Origin of the sequence: Desulfofundulus sp. TPOSR (genome assembly GCF_011393055.1) — a bacterium.
Lineage (GTDB): Bacteria > Bacillota > Desulfotomaculia > Desulfotomaculales > Desulfovirgulaceae > Desulfofundulus > Desulfofundulus kuznetsovii.
In genome coordinates this window covers 269,521-286,364 of record NZ_JAAOEF010000002.1, presented here as the reverse complement: position 1 = coordinate 286,364, position 16,844 = coordinate 269,521, and the positions used below count along the sequence as shown (strand labels likewise).

Annotated in this window: 16 protein-coding genes; 9 read left to right on the top strand and 7 right to left on the bottom strand. The window is 57.4% G+C overall.

All coding sequences use genetic code 11. The features are described from left to right. The first annotated feature begins 212 nt into the window (after positions 1-212). The 7 genes from G7K71_RS09915 to G7K71_RS09885 all read left to right on the top strand — a co-directional run bounded on the left by G7K71_RS09915 (position 213) and on the right by G7K71_RS09885 (position 7,365). Positions 213-530, top strand: a complete 318-nt coding sequence (locus G7K71_RS09915; RefSeq protein ID WP_166345855.1) for a (2Fe-2S)-binding protein — start codon at positions 213-215, stop codon at positions 528-530. Then, positions 514-1,605 carry an FAD-dependent oxidoreductase gene (locus G7K71_RS09910; protein WP_207712832.1) on the top strand — a complete coding sequence of 364 codons (1,092 nt, stop codon included), beginning with the start codon at positions 514-516 and terminating at the stop codon, positions 1,603-1,605. Before G7K71_RS09915 ends, G7K71_RS09910 begins: the two co-directional genes overlap by 17 nt. Before the next feature lie 19 nt (positions 1,606-1,624). Continuing rightward, complete coding sequence (locus tag G7K71_RS09905; RefSeq protein ID WP_166345852.1) at positions 1,625-2,116, top strand: 4Fe-4S dicluster domain-containing protein; 492 nt, start codon at positions 1,625-1,627, stop codon at positions 2,114-2,116. A gap of 337 nt (positions 2,117-2,453) precedes the next feature. Then, on the top strand, positions 2,454-2,738 hold the full coding sequence (locus G7K71_RS09900) for a (2Fe-2S)-binding protein (protein WP_166345849.1): 285 nt from the start codon (positions 2,454-2,456) through the stop codon (positions 2,736-2,738). Beyond that, on the top strand, positions 2,725-3,867 hold the full coding sequence (locus G7K71_RS09895; protein ID WP_166345846.1) for an FAD-binding oxidoreductase: 1,143 nt from the start codon (positions 2,725-2,727) through the stop codon (positions 3,865-3,867). The genes G7K71_RS09900 and G7K71_RS09895 overlap by 14 nt, the downstream gene beginning before the upstream one ends. Before the next feature lie 87 nt (positions 3,868-3,954). Next, positions 3,955-5,502, top strand: a complete 1,548-nt coding sequence (gene pruA, locus G7K71_RS09890) for an L-glutamate gamma-semialdehyde dehydrogenase (RefSeq protein ID WP_166345843.1) — start codon at positions 3,955-3,957, stop codon at positions 5,500-5,502. A gap of 42 nt (positions 5,503-5,544) precedes the next feature. Beyond that, positions 5,545-7,365: a sigma 54-interacting transcriptional regulator gene (locus G7K71_RS09885; RefSeq protein WP_166345840.1), complete on the top strand. Its 1,821-nt coding sequence runs from the start codon at positions 5,545-5,547 to the stop codon at positions 7,363-7,365. On the opposite strand, the gene G7K71_RS09880 is transcribed toward G7K71_RS09885, so the two are convergent. From G7K71_RS09880 to G7K71_RS09855, 6 genes are all read right to left on the bottom strand, one after another. Then, positions 7,362-8,975 carry a sigma-54-dependent Fis family transcriptional regulator gene (locus G7K71_RS09880; protein ID WP_166345837.1) on the bottom strand — a complete coding sequence of 538 codons (1,614 nt, stop codon included), beginning with the start codon at positions 8,973-8,975 and terminating at the stop codon, positions 7,362-7,364. The two genes, G7K71_RS09885 and G7K71_RS09880, sit on opposite strands and share 4 nt — an antisense overlap. Positions 8,976-8,990: 15 nt before the next feature. Further along, positions 8,991-9,701: an ABC transporter ATP-binding protein gene (locus G7K71_RS09875; protein ID WP_166345834.1), complete on the bottom strand. Its 711-nt coding sequence runs from the start codon at positions 9,699-9,701 to the stop codon at positions 8,991-8,993. Then, positions 9,698-10,462 (bottom strand): ABC transporter ATP-binding protein, encoded by a 765-nt coding sequence (locus G7K71_RS09870; protein WP_166345831.1) that lies wholly within the window; start codon positions 10,460-10,462, stop codon positions 9,698-9,700. The genes G7K71_RS09875 and G7K71_RS09870 overlap by 4 nt, the downstream gene beginning before the upstream one ends. A gap of 43 nt (positions 10,463-10,505) precedes the next feature. After that, positions 10,506-11,390, bottom strand: coding sequence for a branched-chain amino acid ABC transporter permease (locus G7K71_RS09865; RefSeq protein ID WP_166345828.1), 885 nt, complete (start codon positions 11,388-11,390; stop codon positions 10,506-10,508). A 5-nt stretch (positions 11,391-11,395) separates the two neighbouring features. Then, the gene (locus G7K71_RS09860) at positions 11,396-12,268 is read right to left on the bottom strand and encodes a branched-chain amino acid ABC transporter permease (RefSeq protein WP_013823722.1); all 873 of its coding nucleotides are present in this window, start codon (positions 12,266-12,268) and stop codon (positions 11,396-11,398) included. Positions 12,269-12,344: 76 nt separating this feature from the next. Further along, positions 12,345-13,550, bottom strand: a complete 1,206-nt coding sequence (locus tag G7K71_RS09855; protein ID WP_166345825.1) for an ABC transporter substrate-binding protein — start codon at positions 13,548-13,550, stop codon at positions 12,345-12,347. Positions 13,551-14,084: 534 nt separating this feature from the next. Here G7K71_RS09855 and G7K71_RS09850 point away from each other — a divergent pair. Both G7K71_RS09850 and G7K71_RS09845 read left to right on the top strand, forming a co-directional pair. Further along, positions 14,085-14,378: an ACT domain-containing protein gene (locus tag G7K71_RS09850; RefSeq protein ID WP_166345822.1), complete on the top strand. Its 294-nt coding sequence runs from the start codon at positions 14,085-14,087 to the stop codon at positions 14,376-14,378. A gap of 35 nt (positions 14,379-14,413) precedes the next feature. Then, complete coding sequence (locus G7K71_RS09845) at positions 14,414-15,772, top strand: PFL family protein (RefSeq protein WP_166345819.1); 1,359 nt, start codon at positions 14,414-14,416, stop codon at positions 15,770-15,772. A gap of 119 nt (positions 15,773-15,891) precedes the next feature. Here G7K71_RS09845 and G7K71_RS09840 read toward each other — a convergent pair whose 3' ends face one another. Further along, positions 15,892-16,800, bottom strand: a complete 909-nt coding sequence (locus G7K71_RS09840) for an NAD(P)/FAD-dependent oxidoreductase (protein ID WP_166345816.1) — start codon at positions 16,798-16,800, stop codon at positions 15,892-15,894. Between the last annotated feature and the right edge of the window lie 44 nt (positions 16,801-16,844).

Below are 16,844 nucleotides of genomic sequence, written 5' to 3'. Positions count from 1 at the left end.
GGCTATGTCCCTGTACGGCCAACCTTCCGGTTTTGTTTAAATTATGTTTAATTGTCTAAACACACCGTCCAGTTTATTATACAACACAATCTTTTTTAGCGGCCAGATGGGGCAGCAGAAATGGCCCTTCCCTGGCATTCTTTTTGCGAACGGTATTTGTACCGTAGCAAATCGTCATGTGATCTTCGCAAATTGAAATGGGGGGTATGGCCATGCGCATAGAGCAGCACCCGGTCCTGGAATTCCGGCGGGGCAAAAAAATAAAGTTCACCTTCGACGGCAAAGAGTATGTAGGCTACGAAGGAGAAACCATTGCCGCGGCCCTGCACGCCGCCGGCATCCGGGTCCTGCGGGAAAGCCCGGTGCTCCACCGCCCCCGGGGCCTTTTCTGCGCCATCGGCAACTGTTCCTCCTGTCTCATGACTGTCAACGGGGAACCCAACGTGCGGATTTGTGTGGAAAAGCTGCGCCCGGGGATGGTGGTGGAAAGCCAGAAAGGAAAGGGAGTTATTTATGCAGCAGGAAATTAGCTTTGTAGAGATTGCGGTCATTGGCGGCGGTCCGGCCGGACTTTGTGCCGCCCTGGAAGCAGCAAACGCCGGTGCCCGGGTGGTCCTTTTGGACCGCCAGGACCGGCTTGGGGGCCAGCTGATCAAGCAAACCCACCGCTTTTTCGGTTCCCGCAGCCACAGGGCCTCGGAACGGGGGATCAATATCGCCGCCGAACTCACCGGACAGGTTATATCCCATCCCCTGATTGAAGCCCTGACCGGTGCCACCGTTTTTGGTTTCTACGAAGACGGCGTGCTGGGAGTGGAACAGGAAGGGAGGGTCTTTTACCTGAAGCCTTCCCGGGTAATTGTGGCCACGGGAGCATCGGAAAAAACCCTGGCCTTCCCCAACAATGACCTGCCGGGCATTTATGGTGCTGGTGCGGTACAGACACTGGTCAATGTTTACGGCATTCTGCCCGGAAAGCGGGTCCTGATGGTCGGCGCCGGCAATATCGGGGTTATCGTCACCTACCAGCTGCTGCAGGCCGGCATGGAGGTAGCCGCCATTGTGGAGGCTGCCCCGGGAATTGGCGCCTACTGGGTTCATGCGGCCAAGGTGCGCCGGGCGGGAGTGCCCATCTATACCAGCCATACCATCAAGCGGGCCTACGGCGGACGGGAAGTGGAAGGGGCCGTGATCTGGCAACTGGATGGACAGGGCCAACCCGTGCCGGGGACGGAAAAGGACTTCGCCGTAGACACCATTTGTCTTTCCGTAGGCCTTTCACCCCTGGTGGAACTGCTGGCCCAGGCCGGCTGCAGGCTGGCCTACGTGCCCCAGCTGGGCGGGCACGTGCCTTTGCGTGATGCCAACCTCCAGACCACCGTACCGGGAGTCTACGTGGCCGGCGATGCGGCCGGGGTGGAAGAAGCTTCGGCAGCGATGATGGAAGGCGCCCTGGCCGGGCTGCATGCCGCTTACAGTTTGGGCTACGGCCGGGCCGGCTACGAGGCCCGGCGCCGGGAGTTGCAACACCAGCTGGACAGCCTGCGCTCCGGCCCCGTGGGCGAAAAGATTCGCACCGGGCTGGCCAGGGTGCTGGCCGGCTAGAGTTTGGGAGGTGAAGGTTATGCTGGCTGTGGATGGCATTCCCACCCCGGAGGACCTGGCGGCAAAGATACCGCCGCCGGAGCGGCTGGCCAAAGGGCCGGTGGTCATAGCGGAATGCTTTCAACCCATTCCCTGCGATCCCTGCAGCCACGCCTGTCCCCGCCAGGCCATCGGACCCTTTGAGGACATCAACGAAATACCGCAGGTGGACTACGAGAAATGCAATGGCTGCGGCCAGTGCATCACCCGCTGCCCCGGGCTGGCCCTTTTCGTCGTGGATCTGACTTACAGCGAAAAGGAGGCCCTGGTCAAGCTGCCCTATGAGTTCCTCCCCCTCCCCGCGGAAGGCCAGGAAGTGGCCGGGGTGAACCGGGCGGGGGAAAAAGTGTGCCGGGCACGGGTGGTCAAAGTGGTGACCACGGAAAAGATGGATAAAACCGCGGTCGTCTGGCTGGCCGTACCCAAAGAGCAGGCCATGGAGGTACGGCATTTTGTTATAACGCATGTTTAAAGATACTGTCGCATTACTAACTACCCAGGGCGGCGGTCGTCCCCCGTCGCTCCGTGCTACGGGCCGGACGAAACATCGGCTTGCCTCGGAGCGAACCTGGCAGCGCTGCATATGCGCCGGAAGTCTCTTCTCCTTATGGATAGCTATAGCATAAGTAGCTCAATCATTCTATCGATACTGTTGCCAGCGCGATTCGCGCTGCCGGTTCGCTAACCTCGGCAGCGCCGTGTTTCGTATCCGGCCCTCCGCAATGTCGCTCCTTAAGGGACGACCGCCGCCCGTTTTGTTTCTGGTTTTGCGACAGTACATGATATTTAACATTCCAGGAGTGAAAGCCATGGAAGATAAAATCATTGTCTGCCGCTGCGAGGACGTAACCCTGGAGGAAATCCGGCAGGCCATTGCCGGGGGGGCCCGTACCCTGGATGAAATCAAGCGGCTGAAGCGCTGCGGCATGGGCCCGTGCCAGGGGCGTACCTGCCGGCCCCTTATTGCCGGGGAAATCGCCCGCATCACCGGACAGGACCCGGCCAACCTGGCCCTGCCCACTTTCCGGCCGCCGGTAATCCCCTTAAAGCTGGGTACCCTGGCCCGGGGAGGTGCTGAAAATGAACAGGCATGAAGTGATTATCATTGGCGGGGGGGTCACCGGCTGTTCCATTGCCTATCACCTGGCCGCCCGGGGCATGCGTGATGTGGCTGTGCTGGAACGAGCCTACCTCACCTCCGGCGCCACGGGACGCTGCGGAGCTGGTTTCCGCCACCAGTGGGGCACAAAAACCAACTGCCTTTTGGCCAAATACGCCATCGCCAAGCTGGAGCGCCTGGCCGAAGAGCTGGACTATCCCGGAGGCGTGGAAATCAAGCAGGGGGGTTACCTGATCCTGGCCTACACCCCCAAAATGGAAGAGCAGTTCAAGAAAAACCTGGCCCTGCAGAAAAGCCTGGGCATCGACGCCCGCTGGGTAACACCCCAGGAAGCCCGGGAAATCGTACCCTTTTTAAACACCGAGGGCCTTCTGGGAGCCACCTTCTGTGCCAAGGACGGCCACGCCAACCCCTTTAAGGTCACCGATGCCTATGCCCGGGCGGCCAGGCGGCTGGGGGTGAAAATCCACACCTATACGGAAGTACAGGACATCAAAATCGAAGGCTCCCTGAAAACGGTCATCACCAACCGGGGGGCTTTCCAGGCTCCGGTGGTGGTCAACGCCGCGGGCGGCCACGCGGCGGAAATCGGCCGCATGGTGGGGGTAGACCTGCCCGTGGTGCCGGAAAGGCACCAGATCCTGGTAACCGAACCGGTGGAACAGGTCCTGGGGCCCATGGTGATGAGTTTCTACCACAACCTCTACTGCCAGCAAACGCCCCACGGCAGCTTTATCATGGGCCTGGGGGATCCCAACGAGCCCAAGGAATACAACATCCGTTCCAGCTGGCAGTTTCTTACCCAGATGGCCCAAAAAGCGGTCTGGCTCCTGCCGGTGTTGAAAAACGTGCGGGTGGTCCGGCAGTGGGCCGGGGTGTACGACATGAGCCCCGACCGGCAGCCCGTGCTGGGCGAGGTAGCCGGGGTGCCCGGGTTTTATGTTGCCGCCGGTTTTTCCGGACACGGCTTCATGATTGCCCCCATGACCGGCCAGTTGATGGCGGAAATCATTTTAGGACTGCCCACCACCCTGCCCGTGGATATGTTCAGCCTGTCCCGTTTTACCACCGGCGAGCTATTTGTGGAACCGTCGGTTGTCTAGGCAATTAACAAAGGTTACCGTCACTTCTTTTACTCCCGGAATCTTGTTCCGGGCAAAAACCAGGCCTATAATAAGGAGTGAAGAGCCATGCTCATACCCTTTGCCAACGAGCCCTTAACCGACTTCACCCGGGAAGAAAACCGGAAGAAAATGAAGGAAGCCCTGCAGAAAGTCAAAAGCCGCCTGGGCAGGGAGTATCCTTTAATCATCGGGGGAAAACAAATCTACACTGAAGAAAAAATCGTCTCTTACAACCCTTCCTGCCACAGTGAGGCTGTCGGCCGGGTTTCCCGGGCCGACCGGGCTTTGGCCCAGCGGGCGGTGGAAACGGCCGCGGAAGCTTTCCTGAGCTGGCGGCAGGTGCCCCCCGAGGCCAGGGCACGCTATCTCTTTAAGGCCGCGGCCATCATGCGCAAAAGAAAACACGAGCTTTCGGCCTGGATGGTGCTGGAAGCCGGCAAAAACTGGGCCGAGGCCGATGCCGATACCGCCGAGGCCATTGACTTCCTGGAATTTTACGGCCGGGAAATGATCCGCCTGGCCCAACCCCAGCCGGTCACCCCCTATCCCGGGGAGGAAAATACCCTGGAATACCTGCCTTTGGGTGTGGGGGTTATCATCCCACCCTGGAACTTCCCCCTGGCCATCCTCACCGGTACGACCGTGGGGCCGGTGGTGGCCGGCAATACGGTGGTTTTAAAACCGGCCAGCAATACACCGGTAATCGCGTACATGTTCATGGAGATCATGCAGGAAGCCGGCCTGCCTCCCGGGGTAATCAACTTCCTGCCCGGCAGCGGCGGCGAAATTGGTGATTTTCTGGTGGGGCATCCCCTGGTGCATTTCATTAATTTCACCGGCTCCAGGGATGTGGGCCTGCATATTAACAGCCTGGCCGCCCGGATCGCCCCCGGCCAGAAATGGATTAAACGGGTGGCGGCGGAAATGGGCGGCAAGGACGCCATCATTATTGATGAGGACTGCGACCTGGATGAAGCCGTAGCCGGCGTGATAACCTCGGCCTATGGCTTTTCCGGCCAGAAATGTTCCGCCTGCTCCCGGCTGATTGTGGTTGGTGACGCTTACCGGCCGGTGCTGGACAAACTGGCCGAAAGGGTGGCTCAACTTAAGACGGGACCTGCCGAAGAATACGGTATAGACGTGGGCCCGGTCATTGACGGAGCCTCATATAACAAAATCATGGGCTATATCCAGATTGGCCGGGAGGAAGGCCGCCTGCTCGCCGGCGGCCAGGGGGACAACAGCCGGGGCTACTTTATCTGGCCCACGGTGTTTGCCGACGTAGCGCCCCGGGCCCGCATCGCCCAGGAGGAAATTTTCGGGCCGGTGCTGGCGGTCATTCAGGCTAAAACCTTCGATGAAGCCATTGCCATTGCCAACGATACGGAATACGGCCTTACCGGGGGCGTATACTCCCGCAACCGCGCCCACCTGGAAAAGGCCCGGCAGGAGTTCCATGCGGGCAACCTGTATTTCAACCGCAAGTGCACCGGTGCACTGGTAGGAGTACAACCCTTCGGCGGTTTCAAAATGTCCGGCACCAACTCCAAAGCCGGTGGCCGGGATTATCTTAAATTGTTCATGCAGGCCAAATCCATTTCCGAACGCTTTTAGCCCGGATTTAACCGAAACGTTGTTGATCGGATGTGAGGTCCTGTGTCCAGACTGGATCAGGTAAAAGAAGATTGCCAGCGGGCTGCCGAAGCCATTGCCGCCGCCCTGGGGGTCGAGGTCGAAGTAATCGACCTCGACCTGGTGCGGGTGGCCGGCACGGGCAAGGTGCGCAACGACGTGGGCTCCCGCCTCCTGCGGGGGCTGGTGAACAAACACGTGCTCAAGACCAGCCGGCCCATTTTCATCAAGGAGGCAGGCTACCATCCCATTTGTATGTCCTGCCCCCTGACGGGGAGCTGTTTTTACAAAGCTTCCATCGTTTACCCCATCATTGCCGGGCAGAATGTCATCGGCACTATCAGCCTGATTGCCTTTAGCGACGAGCAAAAAGTAACCCTGCTTACCCGCACCGAATCTTTGATGGAATTTATCGGGCGCATGGCCGACCTGATCGCAGCCAAGGTCCTGGAAACCGAGGCCATGACCGAGAAAATGATCATGGCCAGCCAGGTGAACGCGGTCATGGATGCGGTGGATGAAGGGGTCGTTGCCATCAACAGCGACGGGGTGGTGACCCACTTCAACCTCTCCGCCGAACGGATGTTTAACATCCCCAAAAACGAAATTCTGCACCAGCGCCTGGAAGAACACTTAACCGGCCTGCCCCTCCTCCAGGCCCTGCGCCAGCCTGGAGGCTTCACTTCCCGGGAGTGTTTTGTCCAGGCCAGGGGACGGCGGCTGCATCTTCTGGTTACGGCCCGCCCCATAATGGGCAGCGACGGCCGGCCCGTAGGAGTGGTGGCCTCGGCCCGGGACTTCAAGGAGACACAAAAGCTGGCCTATGAAATTATGAGCGCCCAGAAGGTCTTCACTTTTGACGACATCATCGGGGAAAGCCGGGCCATAAAAGAGCTAAAAGCGAGGGCGGCGAAAATTGCCGGCAGCCATTCCACCGTCCTGATCACCGGGGAAAGCGGCACGGGCAAGGAAATTTTTGCCCGGGCCATCCACGCCGCCAGCCCGCGGAAAAACAAGCCCTTTGTGGCCATAAACTGCGGGGCCATACCGGAAACCCTGCTGGAAAGCGAACTGTTCGGCTATGAAGAAGGAGCCTTCACCGGTGCCCGCAAAGGGGGCAAACCGGGCAAGTTTGAGCTGGCCAATCACGGGACCATTTTCCTGGACGAAATCGGGAACATGTCCCTCTACCTGCAGGCGAAGCTGCTACGGGTACTGCAGGAGCGCCAGGTGGAACGCGTCGGCGGCAACCGCCTGATCCCGGTGGATATACGCATCATTGCCGCCACCAACAGCAACCTGGAAGAAATGATTGCCAAGGGGCGTTTCCGGGACGACCTGTATTATCGCTTGAGTGTGATTCCCCTCTACATACCCCCTTTACGGGAAAGGCCGGAGGATATCAAGCTGCTCCTGGAATACTACCGGGAGCACTATAACAATCTCCTGGGCAAGAAAATCCGGGGTTATACTTCCCGGGCGGAACGGGCCTGCCTTGCCTATAGCTGGCCGGGAAATGTGCGGGAACTGATCAACGCCGTGGAATATGCCGTAAACCTGGAGGAAGGCGACCTTATTGATACCGGCAGCCTGCCCCGTGCGGTACAGGAGGGCGGTCACCGCATGGCAGAAATCCCCGGCCGCGAAAACCGCTGGGTTACTTTAGAGCAGATGGAAAAGGAGGCCATCATCAGCGCCCTGGATCATTTCGGCTGGAATGAACAGGGCAAAACAAAAGCCGCCCGGGCGCTGGGCATAAGCCGGGCGACCATTTACCGCAAAATTGCCAAATACAACCTTCTTTCCCCCACGACCCGGGAAGGAACTCTCACCAGGGAACGTTAATTCTTGTGCAAAGGCTTTTTTGTTCTCAGGATGCCCAGGCGATTCATTTTGTAATACAGAGTGCTCCTGGGCACTCCCAGCAGGCGGGCGGTAACGGTGCGGTTGCCTCCCGCCTCTTTCAGTGCCTTGAGAATGATTTCCTTCTCGGTTTCTTTAGCGGCCACGGTTAAATCGGGTGGAAATTCCCGGGCAGCGGCAAAACCCAGGGCATGCTCCTGCAGGTACTTGGGGAGATCCCTTTCCGTGATCACCTCGTTTTCGGCCAGCACTACCATTCGCTCCACAGTATTCTTTAATTCCCGGACATTGCCGGGCCAGGAATAGGAGAGCAGTGCCGCCACCACTCCCGGCTCCACCTTGCTGATTTCCTTGCCGTAAAGCTGGCAGTATTCCTGCAAAAAGCGGTAGAGCAATTCGGGAATATCGGAACGCCTCTCCCTCAAGGGAGGCATCTCGACGCTGATTACATTTAAACGGTAATACAGATCTTCCCTGAATTCGCCGCCGGAAACCATTTCCTCCAGCTGGCGGTTGGTGGCGGCAATAATGCGGATGTTCACACTCACGGGCCGGGACCCGCCCACGCGGTAAAACACCCTTTCCTGCAACACGCGCAGGAGCTTAACCTGCAGGTTGGGGGGCAGCTCCCCGATTTCATCCAGGAAAACCGTTCCTTCATTGGCCATTTCCAGCAGACCCGGCTTTCCGCGGGGCCCGGCCCCGGTAAAGGCGCCCTGCTCGTAGCCGAAAATCTCACTTTCAAAGAGCTCCGCCGGAACGGCGCCGCAATTGATCACCACGAAGGGCTTGCCCGCCCGGTCGCTGGCCTCGTGGATGGCCCTGGCCAGAACCTCCTTCCCCGTACCGCTCTCCCCCCGGATCAGCACGGTGGCATCGGTGGGGGCGGCCCGCCGGGCCACATCCACTACAGCCTTCAGGCGGGGGTGGTGACCGTAGAGCTTGGCAAAGGGGTCCACGCGCTTGATCTCGTTTTTCTGGATGGCTTCTTTCAGGCATTTGACCTGGTAACTGGCCCGGGACAGGGCGCGGTTGAGCTGGATTACTTCCGTGACATCCTTCTCGGCTGAAACACCGCCTATAACCCGCCCGTCCCGCCTGATGGGCACGGAATTAATTAAAACATGGGTGTCCTGGCAGGGCTGGTGGTATTCCGCGTATACCTCACGGTCTTCCCGGCATACCCGGGTAACCACCAGGTTGGTAAAAAAATCGTGGATGGAACGCCCCAGGATGTCCTGGCATTTGATGCCGTAGAGCAATTCAGCCTTGCGGTTCCAGCCGGTAACGTTTTCCTGGCTGTCGATCATGCAGATAACGTCATCGGTGACCCCCAGCACGGCGGTGAGGGCCGCCTCCGTTTCCCGTATGAAATCCACCAGGCGCTCCGCCACCCGCTCCAAGATCAGCAGGCCCGTTACCGTCCCGCTGGCATCCACAACGGCAATATTTTTCTCCCGTAAAGCCGGGATTACACTTAAAATGTGCTGGTCCAGGATTTCCTCCCCGTGGAGGACAAATTCGGTCAGGTCATTTTCCGGAACCGGCTCGCTTAAGAAATCCCGCACCAAAAGCCTTTTTTCCAGGTACATAGGTCATTCTCCCCATCATTCACCCAGATAGGCCCTCTTGACCTCCGGTTTCTGCATAAGCTCAGCCGCCGGACCCTCCAGGGTTATTTCCCCCGTTTGCAGCACATAGGCCCTGTGGGCAATAGAGAGGGCCATGTGGGCATTTTGTTCCACCAAAAGAATGGTTGTACCCGTCTTATTAATCTCCTGAATGATGGAAAACACTTCCCGCACCAGAAGCGGCGCCAGCCCCATGGAGGGCTCATCCAACAGTAAAAGCTCCGGCCGGGACATCAGGGCTCGGCCCATGGCCAGCATCTGCTGTTCTCCGCCGCTTAAAGTACCGGCCAGCTGGTGTTTGCGCTCGGCCAGGCGGGGAAAACGCTCGAAAACCCGTTCCAGCCCCGCCTTCAACTCAGAGCGGCTGCGCACCACATACGCCCCCATCTCCAGGTTTTCCAGCACCGTCATGCGGCTGAATACCCGCCTGCCCTCGGGTACCTGGGTCAGGCCCAGTTCTACAATCTTGTAGGGAGGCAACTTGGTGATCTCCCGGCCTTTGTAAAAGATCTGACCTTTTTTGGCCCGCAAAAGTCCGGAAATGGTACGCAGGGTGGTAGTCTTACCCGCCCCGTTGGCACCAATCAGGGCCACAATCTCCCCTTCCTCTACCGAAAAAGATATGCCCTTCAAGGCTTCAATTACTCCGTAGGCAACGCTGACCTCTTTAACCTCCAGCACCTTCACACATCCTTCCCCAGGTAGGCCTCAATCACCGCCGGATCCTGCTGTATTTCGGCGGGAGTCCCATCGGCTATCTTTCTGCCGTAATCCAGCACCGCCACCCGGTCGGCCAGGCTCATGACGAACTTCATATCGTGTTCCACCAGGAAAATGGTGATGCCCATGTCCCGGATGCGGCGGACCATCCCGGAAAGGTCCTGTTTTTCCTGCGGGTTCATGCCGGCCGCCGGCTCATCCAGCAAAATTATTTTAGGGTCGGTGGCCAGGGCCCGGGCTATTTCCAGCCGCCTTTGCTCACCGTAGGAAAGATTCCTGGCCAGCTCCTCCTCCTTGGCATTCAGACCCATGAATTCCAGCAGTTCCCGTGCCCGCACGGTGATCCTTGTTTCTTCCGCCCGCACGCGGCCAAAGGGCAACAGGGCTCCCCACACGCCCGCCCTGCCCCGGCAATGCCGGCCGATCTGCACATTCTCCAGCACCGTCAGGTTGCCAAAAAGACGAATGTTTTGAAAGGTGCGGGCGATGCCCCGGGCGGTTATCTCGTGGGGGGGCAGGCCGTTTATTTTTTCCCCGCGAAAAATGATTTCACCCCCCGTGGGGCGGTAGATGCCGGTGACCAGGTTGAAGATGGTGCTTTTTCCCGCCCCGTTGGGGCCAATCAGGGCCCGGATTTCCCCTTCCTCTATGGACATGTCCACATCATCCACGGCACAAAGGCCGCCGAACCGGATGCTTAAATTTCTTAACTCCAGGATTGCTGCCATACATCCTCCCGCCATCAGGTCGAACAAGCAGTCCGACGTTTTTTTAACTGCTCAGGGCCGCCGCCTTTTGCTTTCTGCGCCGCAGCAGGCGGCGGAAGTTAACGCCACCCAGCAAGCCGTTGGGCCGGAAGATCATCATTAATACCAGAAGTAAACCGTAAATCATCATCCGGTATTCCTGGACGAAGCGCAGGAACTCGGGAGCCAGGGTGAGCACGGTCGTGCCAACAATGGTCCCGGGGATGCTTCCCAGACCGCCCAGCACCACGAAGTTTAAAATTTCAAAGGACTTCAAAAAGCCAAAGTCGTTGGGATTCAAATATTGCAGCATGTGGGCATAAAAGCCCCCGCTGATCCCGGCCAGGAAACAACCGATGCCGAAAGCCTGGATCTTGTACCACATGGCGTTAATACCCATAGCCTCGGCGGCAATTTCATCCTCCCGAATGGCCTTCAAAGCACGGCCAAAACGGGAATTCTCCAGCAAGACCATGGCCACCACGGCCAGGATGACAAAAATGGTTACATTTATCAAGTTGGATGCACGGGGAATGGCCGCCAGTCCAATGGCTCCCCCGGTTATTTTCATATTTGTAAAGGCCACCCGCACAATTTCCCCGAAGCCCAGGGTGGCAATACCCAGGTAGTCACCGGTGAGTTTGAGTACGGGAATACCCAGCAATATGCCAAATAAAGCCGCCATCAATCCGCCCAGGATAAGGCTGGCCAGAAAAGGCATATGGAAATCCCTGGTTAAGATTGCCGCCGTGTAGGCGCCAATACTCAAGAAAGCAGCATGTCCAAAGGTAAGCTGACCGCACAAACCGGTAATGAGGTTCAGACCTAAAGCCGCAATGATATAAATACCCACCAGCATGAGCACCTGCTGGTAATAGGGGTCAATTACACTGGCTAGCCACTGTGACATAATTTCTACACCTTCCTCTGGATGGGCCGCCCCAGAAGACCGGTGGGCCTGACCAGCAAAATGATGATCAGCAGGGTAAAGGCAATGGCATCTTTATAGGTCGAAAAGCCTGCGGCCACGCCAAAAACCTCGGCCAGACCCAGGAGCAGGCCGCCCAGCATGGCGCCGGGAATATTGCCGATACCACCCAGCACCGCCGCCACAAAGGCTTTCAGACCGGCAGTTACACCCATATAGGGAGATACGGAGTTAAAATAAATCCCTACCAGCACTCCACCCGCCGCGGCCAGGGCAGACCCGATGGCAAAGGTGAAGGAAATCACCCGGTTGATGTTGATGCCCATCAGGCTGGCCGTATCGTAATCCTCGGAGGCCGCCCGCATGGCCTTGCCGATTTTAGTGTACTTGACGATAAACTGCAATCCCACCATCAGAGCCACAGAAACCAGCAAGATAACCAGCTGGATGCTGGAGAATTCCAGGGTGCCCACCCGCAGGGTCACATTTTTCAAAACGGGAGGGAACCCGGTGGGCTGCGGGCCTTTGAGGACGGTCATAAAGGTTTCCAGAAAGATGGATACTCCAATGGTGGTAATGAGGAGATTCAAACGGGGGGCACGGCGCAAAGGACGGTAGGCTACCCGCTCGATGGTCACCCCCAGGACCATACAGGCGAGCATGGCGGTGGCCAGGGTGAGGAAAAAATTCTGGTGGAAGAGGGCTACCGCCGCCACCCCGATAAAGGCGCCGATCATGTAAATGTCGCCGTGGGCAAAATTAATCAACTGGATGATGCCGTAAACCATGGTGTAACCCAGGGCAATTAAGGCGTAAGTGGCCCCCAGGGTGAGGCCGTTAATAATTTGTTGCAGTAACATGGCTCCCTCCACAAAATAAATTTCTGGTGGAACCGGGCAAGTTCGACCCGGTTCCACCGGAATCCGGAAATAAGGATCAGGCTTTCGGCGCCTCGGTGGGCAGAGTTGCCTTGATGCTGAACTCCTGGTTCTTCACTTCCAGCAAGTACACCGGGCTCTTGACGGGCTCCCGGTTGGGCAGGAAGGTCAACGTACCGGAAACACCCGGATAATCCCTGGTCTTTGCTAAAGCATCTTTAAATTTAGAAGGATCGGTGCTGTTGGCTTCCTTCATGGCCCTGGCCAGCAACATCACTGCATCGTAACCCTGGGCGGAGAACATATCGGGCAGCTTGTTGTCATTGGCCGCCTGGTATTTCTTGATGAACTCCCTGGTCTGGGGAGCGGCATTGGCCGGGTCGGCGGCAAAACCGGTGTACACCATGCTGCCCTCAACCGCATCGCCGCCCAGCTTCCAGAGCACCGGGGAAAGCAGACCGTCGCCGCCGGCCATCTTCAGGTCCAGGCCCTGCTTGCGCACTTCTTTCATAAACAGGCCGCCCTCGGTGTAATAGCCGGTAAAGATAATCCCGTCGGGCCTGGCCCGCTTGATCCGGGTCACCTGGGCGCTGAAATCCTGGTCCCCGTCCTGGATGCTCTCTCTATCGACTATTTGGGCGTTATGCTTGGCCAGCGCTTCTTCAAAGATCTTGGTCAGGCCCACGCTGTAGTCGTTGTTGGCGGAAGTAACGATGGCCACTTTCTTCCACCCCAGCTTGTTGACCAGATAATCGGTTACCGCCGGGGCAGCCACGGCATCCAAAAGGGTATCCCGGAAAATATAATCGCCCAACTCCACCACGCCTGGACCCACTGCGCCGGCAGAAAGGAGAACCACTTTATTTTGCTGGCAGATGGGTGCCGCCGTCTTGGTCTTGCCGGTAGTGGGGTCGCCCACAATGGCCACCACCCGGTCCTTGCTAATCATCTTCTGCACCACGGCGGCAGCCTCAGTTTGCTTGCTGCCGTGGTCCGACTCCACGATTTCAATCTTTTTGCCCAGCACGCCGCCTTCTTTATTTAAATCCTCGGCGGCCATTTTCATGCCTTTTAAGGTTTCTATACCGTAACTGGCCTCGTTCCCGGTCAAAGCGCCCATGAAACCAATCTTAATGGTATCACCCGACGCCCCGCCTTTATTTTCGCCACCGCCCGAGGTGCCCGTTTTACCACCACACCCGGCCACCAGGGCGATCATGAGCAACACACTTAATAATACCAGGGCTACTTTATACTTTTTCAACTGTCCTCCTCCTTTTTCTTTTACTCTCCAAAACTCTTCCGCCTACCCCCTTAACTCGCCATGTACCCCCTGTAGCACTTTCACCCCCATTTTCTGAAAATTCCTTGTATAAAAGCATTTCGACTTAAAGGGGACAAATCCTTTTCAAAAAATCGACAAAGAAGAAAAATTTTTTTGTCCACATTTTTAGACACCTTGGCCCTTGTCAAAAATAAAAAAGATCCCGCCACCCCCTTTAGTTAGAAGGCTTTCGGATCTTTCCCCGATCCACCCGGCCGGGCGCCGTTACCCGGCCGAGAAAACAATTTTTCCTTGTTTTCCCCATTTTACACCTGCCAAAGGCCAGGTGTCAATCTTTTTATTCACCAAAACTTGATTTCGTCAACTGTTTAAAAAACTATACAAACACCTTGCGCGGAGAGCTGTTTAACTGGTCCGCAGGCGGTATGTTTTAAAGGCTACGTTACCGGCAGGAGTTCCACACTTTTAAAGCGAATAGTTATTTGCCGAGCCTACAGAAAGGAAGAAGTCCATATGTGTGCACAGGAACCAAAGAAAAACCGGATTATCGTCACCGTCCTGGGGCCCGACCGGGTGGGCATTATCGCCGGGGTGGCCCAGGTGCTGGCCGAAAACAACATCAATATCCTGGACATCAGCCAGACCATATTGCAGGAATTTCTGGCCATGATCATGATTGCCGACATGGAAAAAAGTCGCATCGACCTGAGCACTTTAAAAGAACGCCTGGCGGCAAAAGGGTCCGAACTGGGGGTGCGCATCGACGCCCAGCACGAGGACGCCTTCCGCTTCATGCATAGAATCTAACCTAAACTTAGGAATACAAAGGAGAAACAAATACCATGCTTACCCTGGCAGAAATCATGGAAACCATCAAGATGGTCCAGGAGGAAAACCTGGACATTCGCACCATTACCATGGGCATCAGCCTGCGGGACTGCGCGGACCCGGATCCCAAGAGGGCATGCCGGAAAATCTACGATAAAATCACCCGCCTGGCCAGCAGGCTGGTTGCGGTGGGAGAAGAAATCAGCCGGGAATACGGCATTCCCATCGTACACAAACGGATCTCCGTCACCCCCATTTCCCTGATTGCCGAATGCAGCCGTCAGGAAGATTACGTGGAATACGCCCTTACCCTGGATGCCGCCGCGGCCGCCGTAGGGGTAAACTTTATCGGCGGCTTTTCTGCCCTGGTACACAAAGGTTTTACCGGCGGGGACCGGATATTGATTACTTCCATCCCCGCCGCCCTGGCCGGCACCGGAAGGGTCTGCGCCTCGGTAAACGTGGCTACCACCAGGGCGGGCATAAATATGGATGCCGTTTACCTGATGGGCCGGGTGATTAAAGAAACCGCCGCGCGGACGGCGGAACAGGGCGGTTTGGGCTGTGCCAAACTGGTGGTTTTCAGCAACGTCCCCGAGGACAACCCCTTTATGGCCGGCGCCTTTCATGGAGTCGGGGAGCCCGAATGTACCATCAATGTAGGGGTGTCCGGACCGGGAGTGGTTAAAAACGCCGTCGCCCGGGTGGGCAATGCGGATTTCGGAACACTGGCGGAAACAGTGAAAAAGACGGCTTTTAAAATTACCCGGATGGGGGAGCTGGTTGGCCGGCTGGCGGCGGAACGGCTGGGTGTGCCCTTCGGCATTGTAGACCTGTCCCTGGCCCCCACCCCGGCAGTGGGGGACAGCGTGGCGGAGATCCTGGAAGCCATGGGCCTGGAACGTTGCGGCACCCACGGCACCACTGCCGCCCTGGCCCTGTTAAACGATGCCGTTAAAAAAGGAGGGGCCATGGCCTCTTCCTACGTAGGCGGATTGTCGGGGGCCTTTATCCCGGTCAGCGAAGACGCGGGGATGATCCGGGCGGTGGAGGGGGGAGCCCTTTCCCTGGACAAGCTGGAGGCCATGACCTGCGTTTGTTCGGTGGGCCTGGACATGATTGCCGTTCCCGGGGATACCAGTGCGGAAACCATCGCCGCCATTATTGCCGACGAGGTGGCCATTGGTGTGATCAACAATAAAACCACCGCCGTCAGAATCATTCCCGCCCCGGGCAAAAAGGTGGGGGATAAAGTCACCTTTGGCGGGCTCTTAGGAGAAGCGCCCGTAATGGCGGTGCATCCCTTTTCCGCGGACAACTTTGTGCGCCGGGGAGGCCGCATCCCCGCCCCCATCCAGAGTCTGACCAATTAAGACCGGAAAAGCCATCCCATCCCATGGAGGCACAACGGGAACCGCCCGGTTTTTTGCCCAGAAAGGGGCCAGCCCAACAGCCATCGGCACTTTACGGCTTACCGTTGGCGGACTACTTACTATTGATTGAGCAAATAACGGTAGGCCCCCAGGGCGGCCTTGGCCCCTTCCCCGGCAGCAACGATAATCTGTTTTTCCGGAATGCTGCTCACATCCCCGGCTGCAAAGGCACCGGGCACGGAGGTGCTGCAGTCGCAGTCGACCTTGATCTCCCCCTTCTCGTTCAGCTCCAGCAGACCTTCGACAAAATGTGTGCTGGGTACGGTGCCAATTTCGATAAATACCCCCTGCACGGGTATTTTTTTCTCTTCTTTTCGCCCATCCAGGGAGCGCAAAGTGATGCCCGTCACCCTTTCGTTTCCTTCGATGCGCACCGTTTCGTACCCCACCAGCTTGGTCAGATTCGGCGCGTTTTTCACTTTATCGACGAGAATGGGGTCGGCCGTCCATTCCACCAGGGAGACAACGTAGACCTGTTTGGCTATTTTGATCAAATCGTAAGCCGCCGTAAGGGCCGAGTTGCCGCCGCCCACCACAGCCACGTCCATACCGGCAAAAAGGGGGGCATCGCAAACCGCGCAGTAGCTGACCCCCCGGCCCGTCAACTCCCTTTCACCGGGCGCATTGAGCCGGCGGGGAGCCTTGCCGGAAGCTACAATCACCGCCCGCGAGTAAAACTCCTCGCCGCCGGCAGTGCGGGTGATAAAATGACCGTTATCCCGGGTTAGTTTAACCACTTCGGCTTCGACCCGCTTAACGGGGTATTGCTTTACATGATCTTCAAATTTAGACAGCAATTCGGCACCGGTAATATATTGAAAACCGATATAGTTTTCTACTCCCGAAGCCCAGGCCATCTGGCCTCCATACTGTTTTCCAACTAAGAGGGTAGACAGCTTTTTGCGGGCCGCATATACGGCCGCCGTTAACCCTGCCGGGCCCATCCCGATAATGACCAGGTCGTACATTGCAAATTTCCCCCTGGCCATTATTTTCTCCCGGCGGGGAAAAT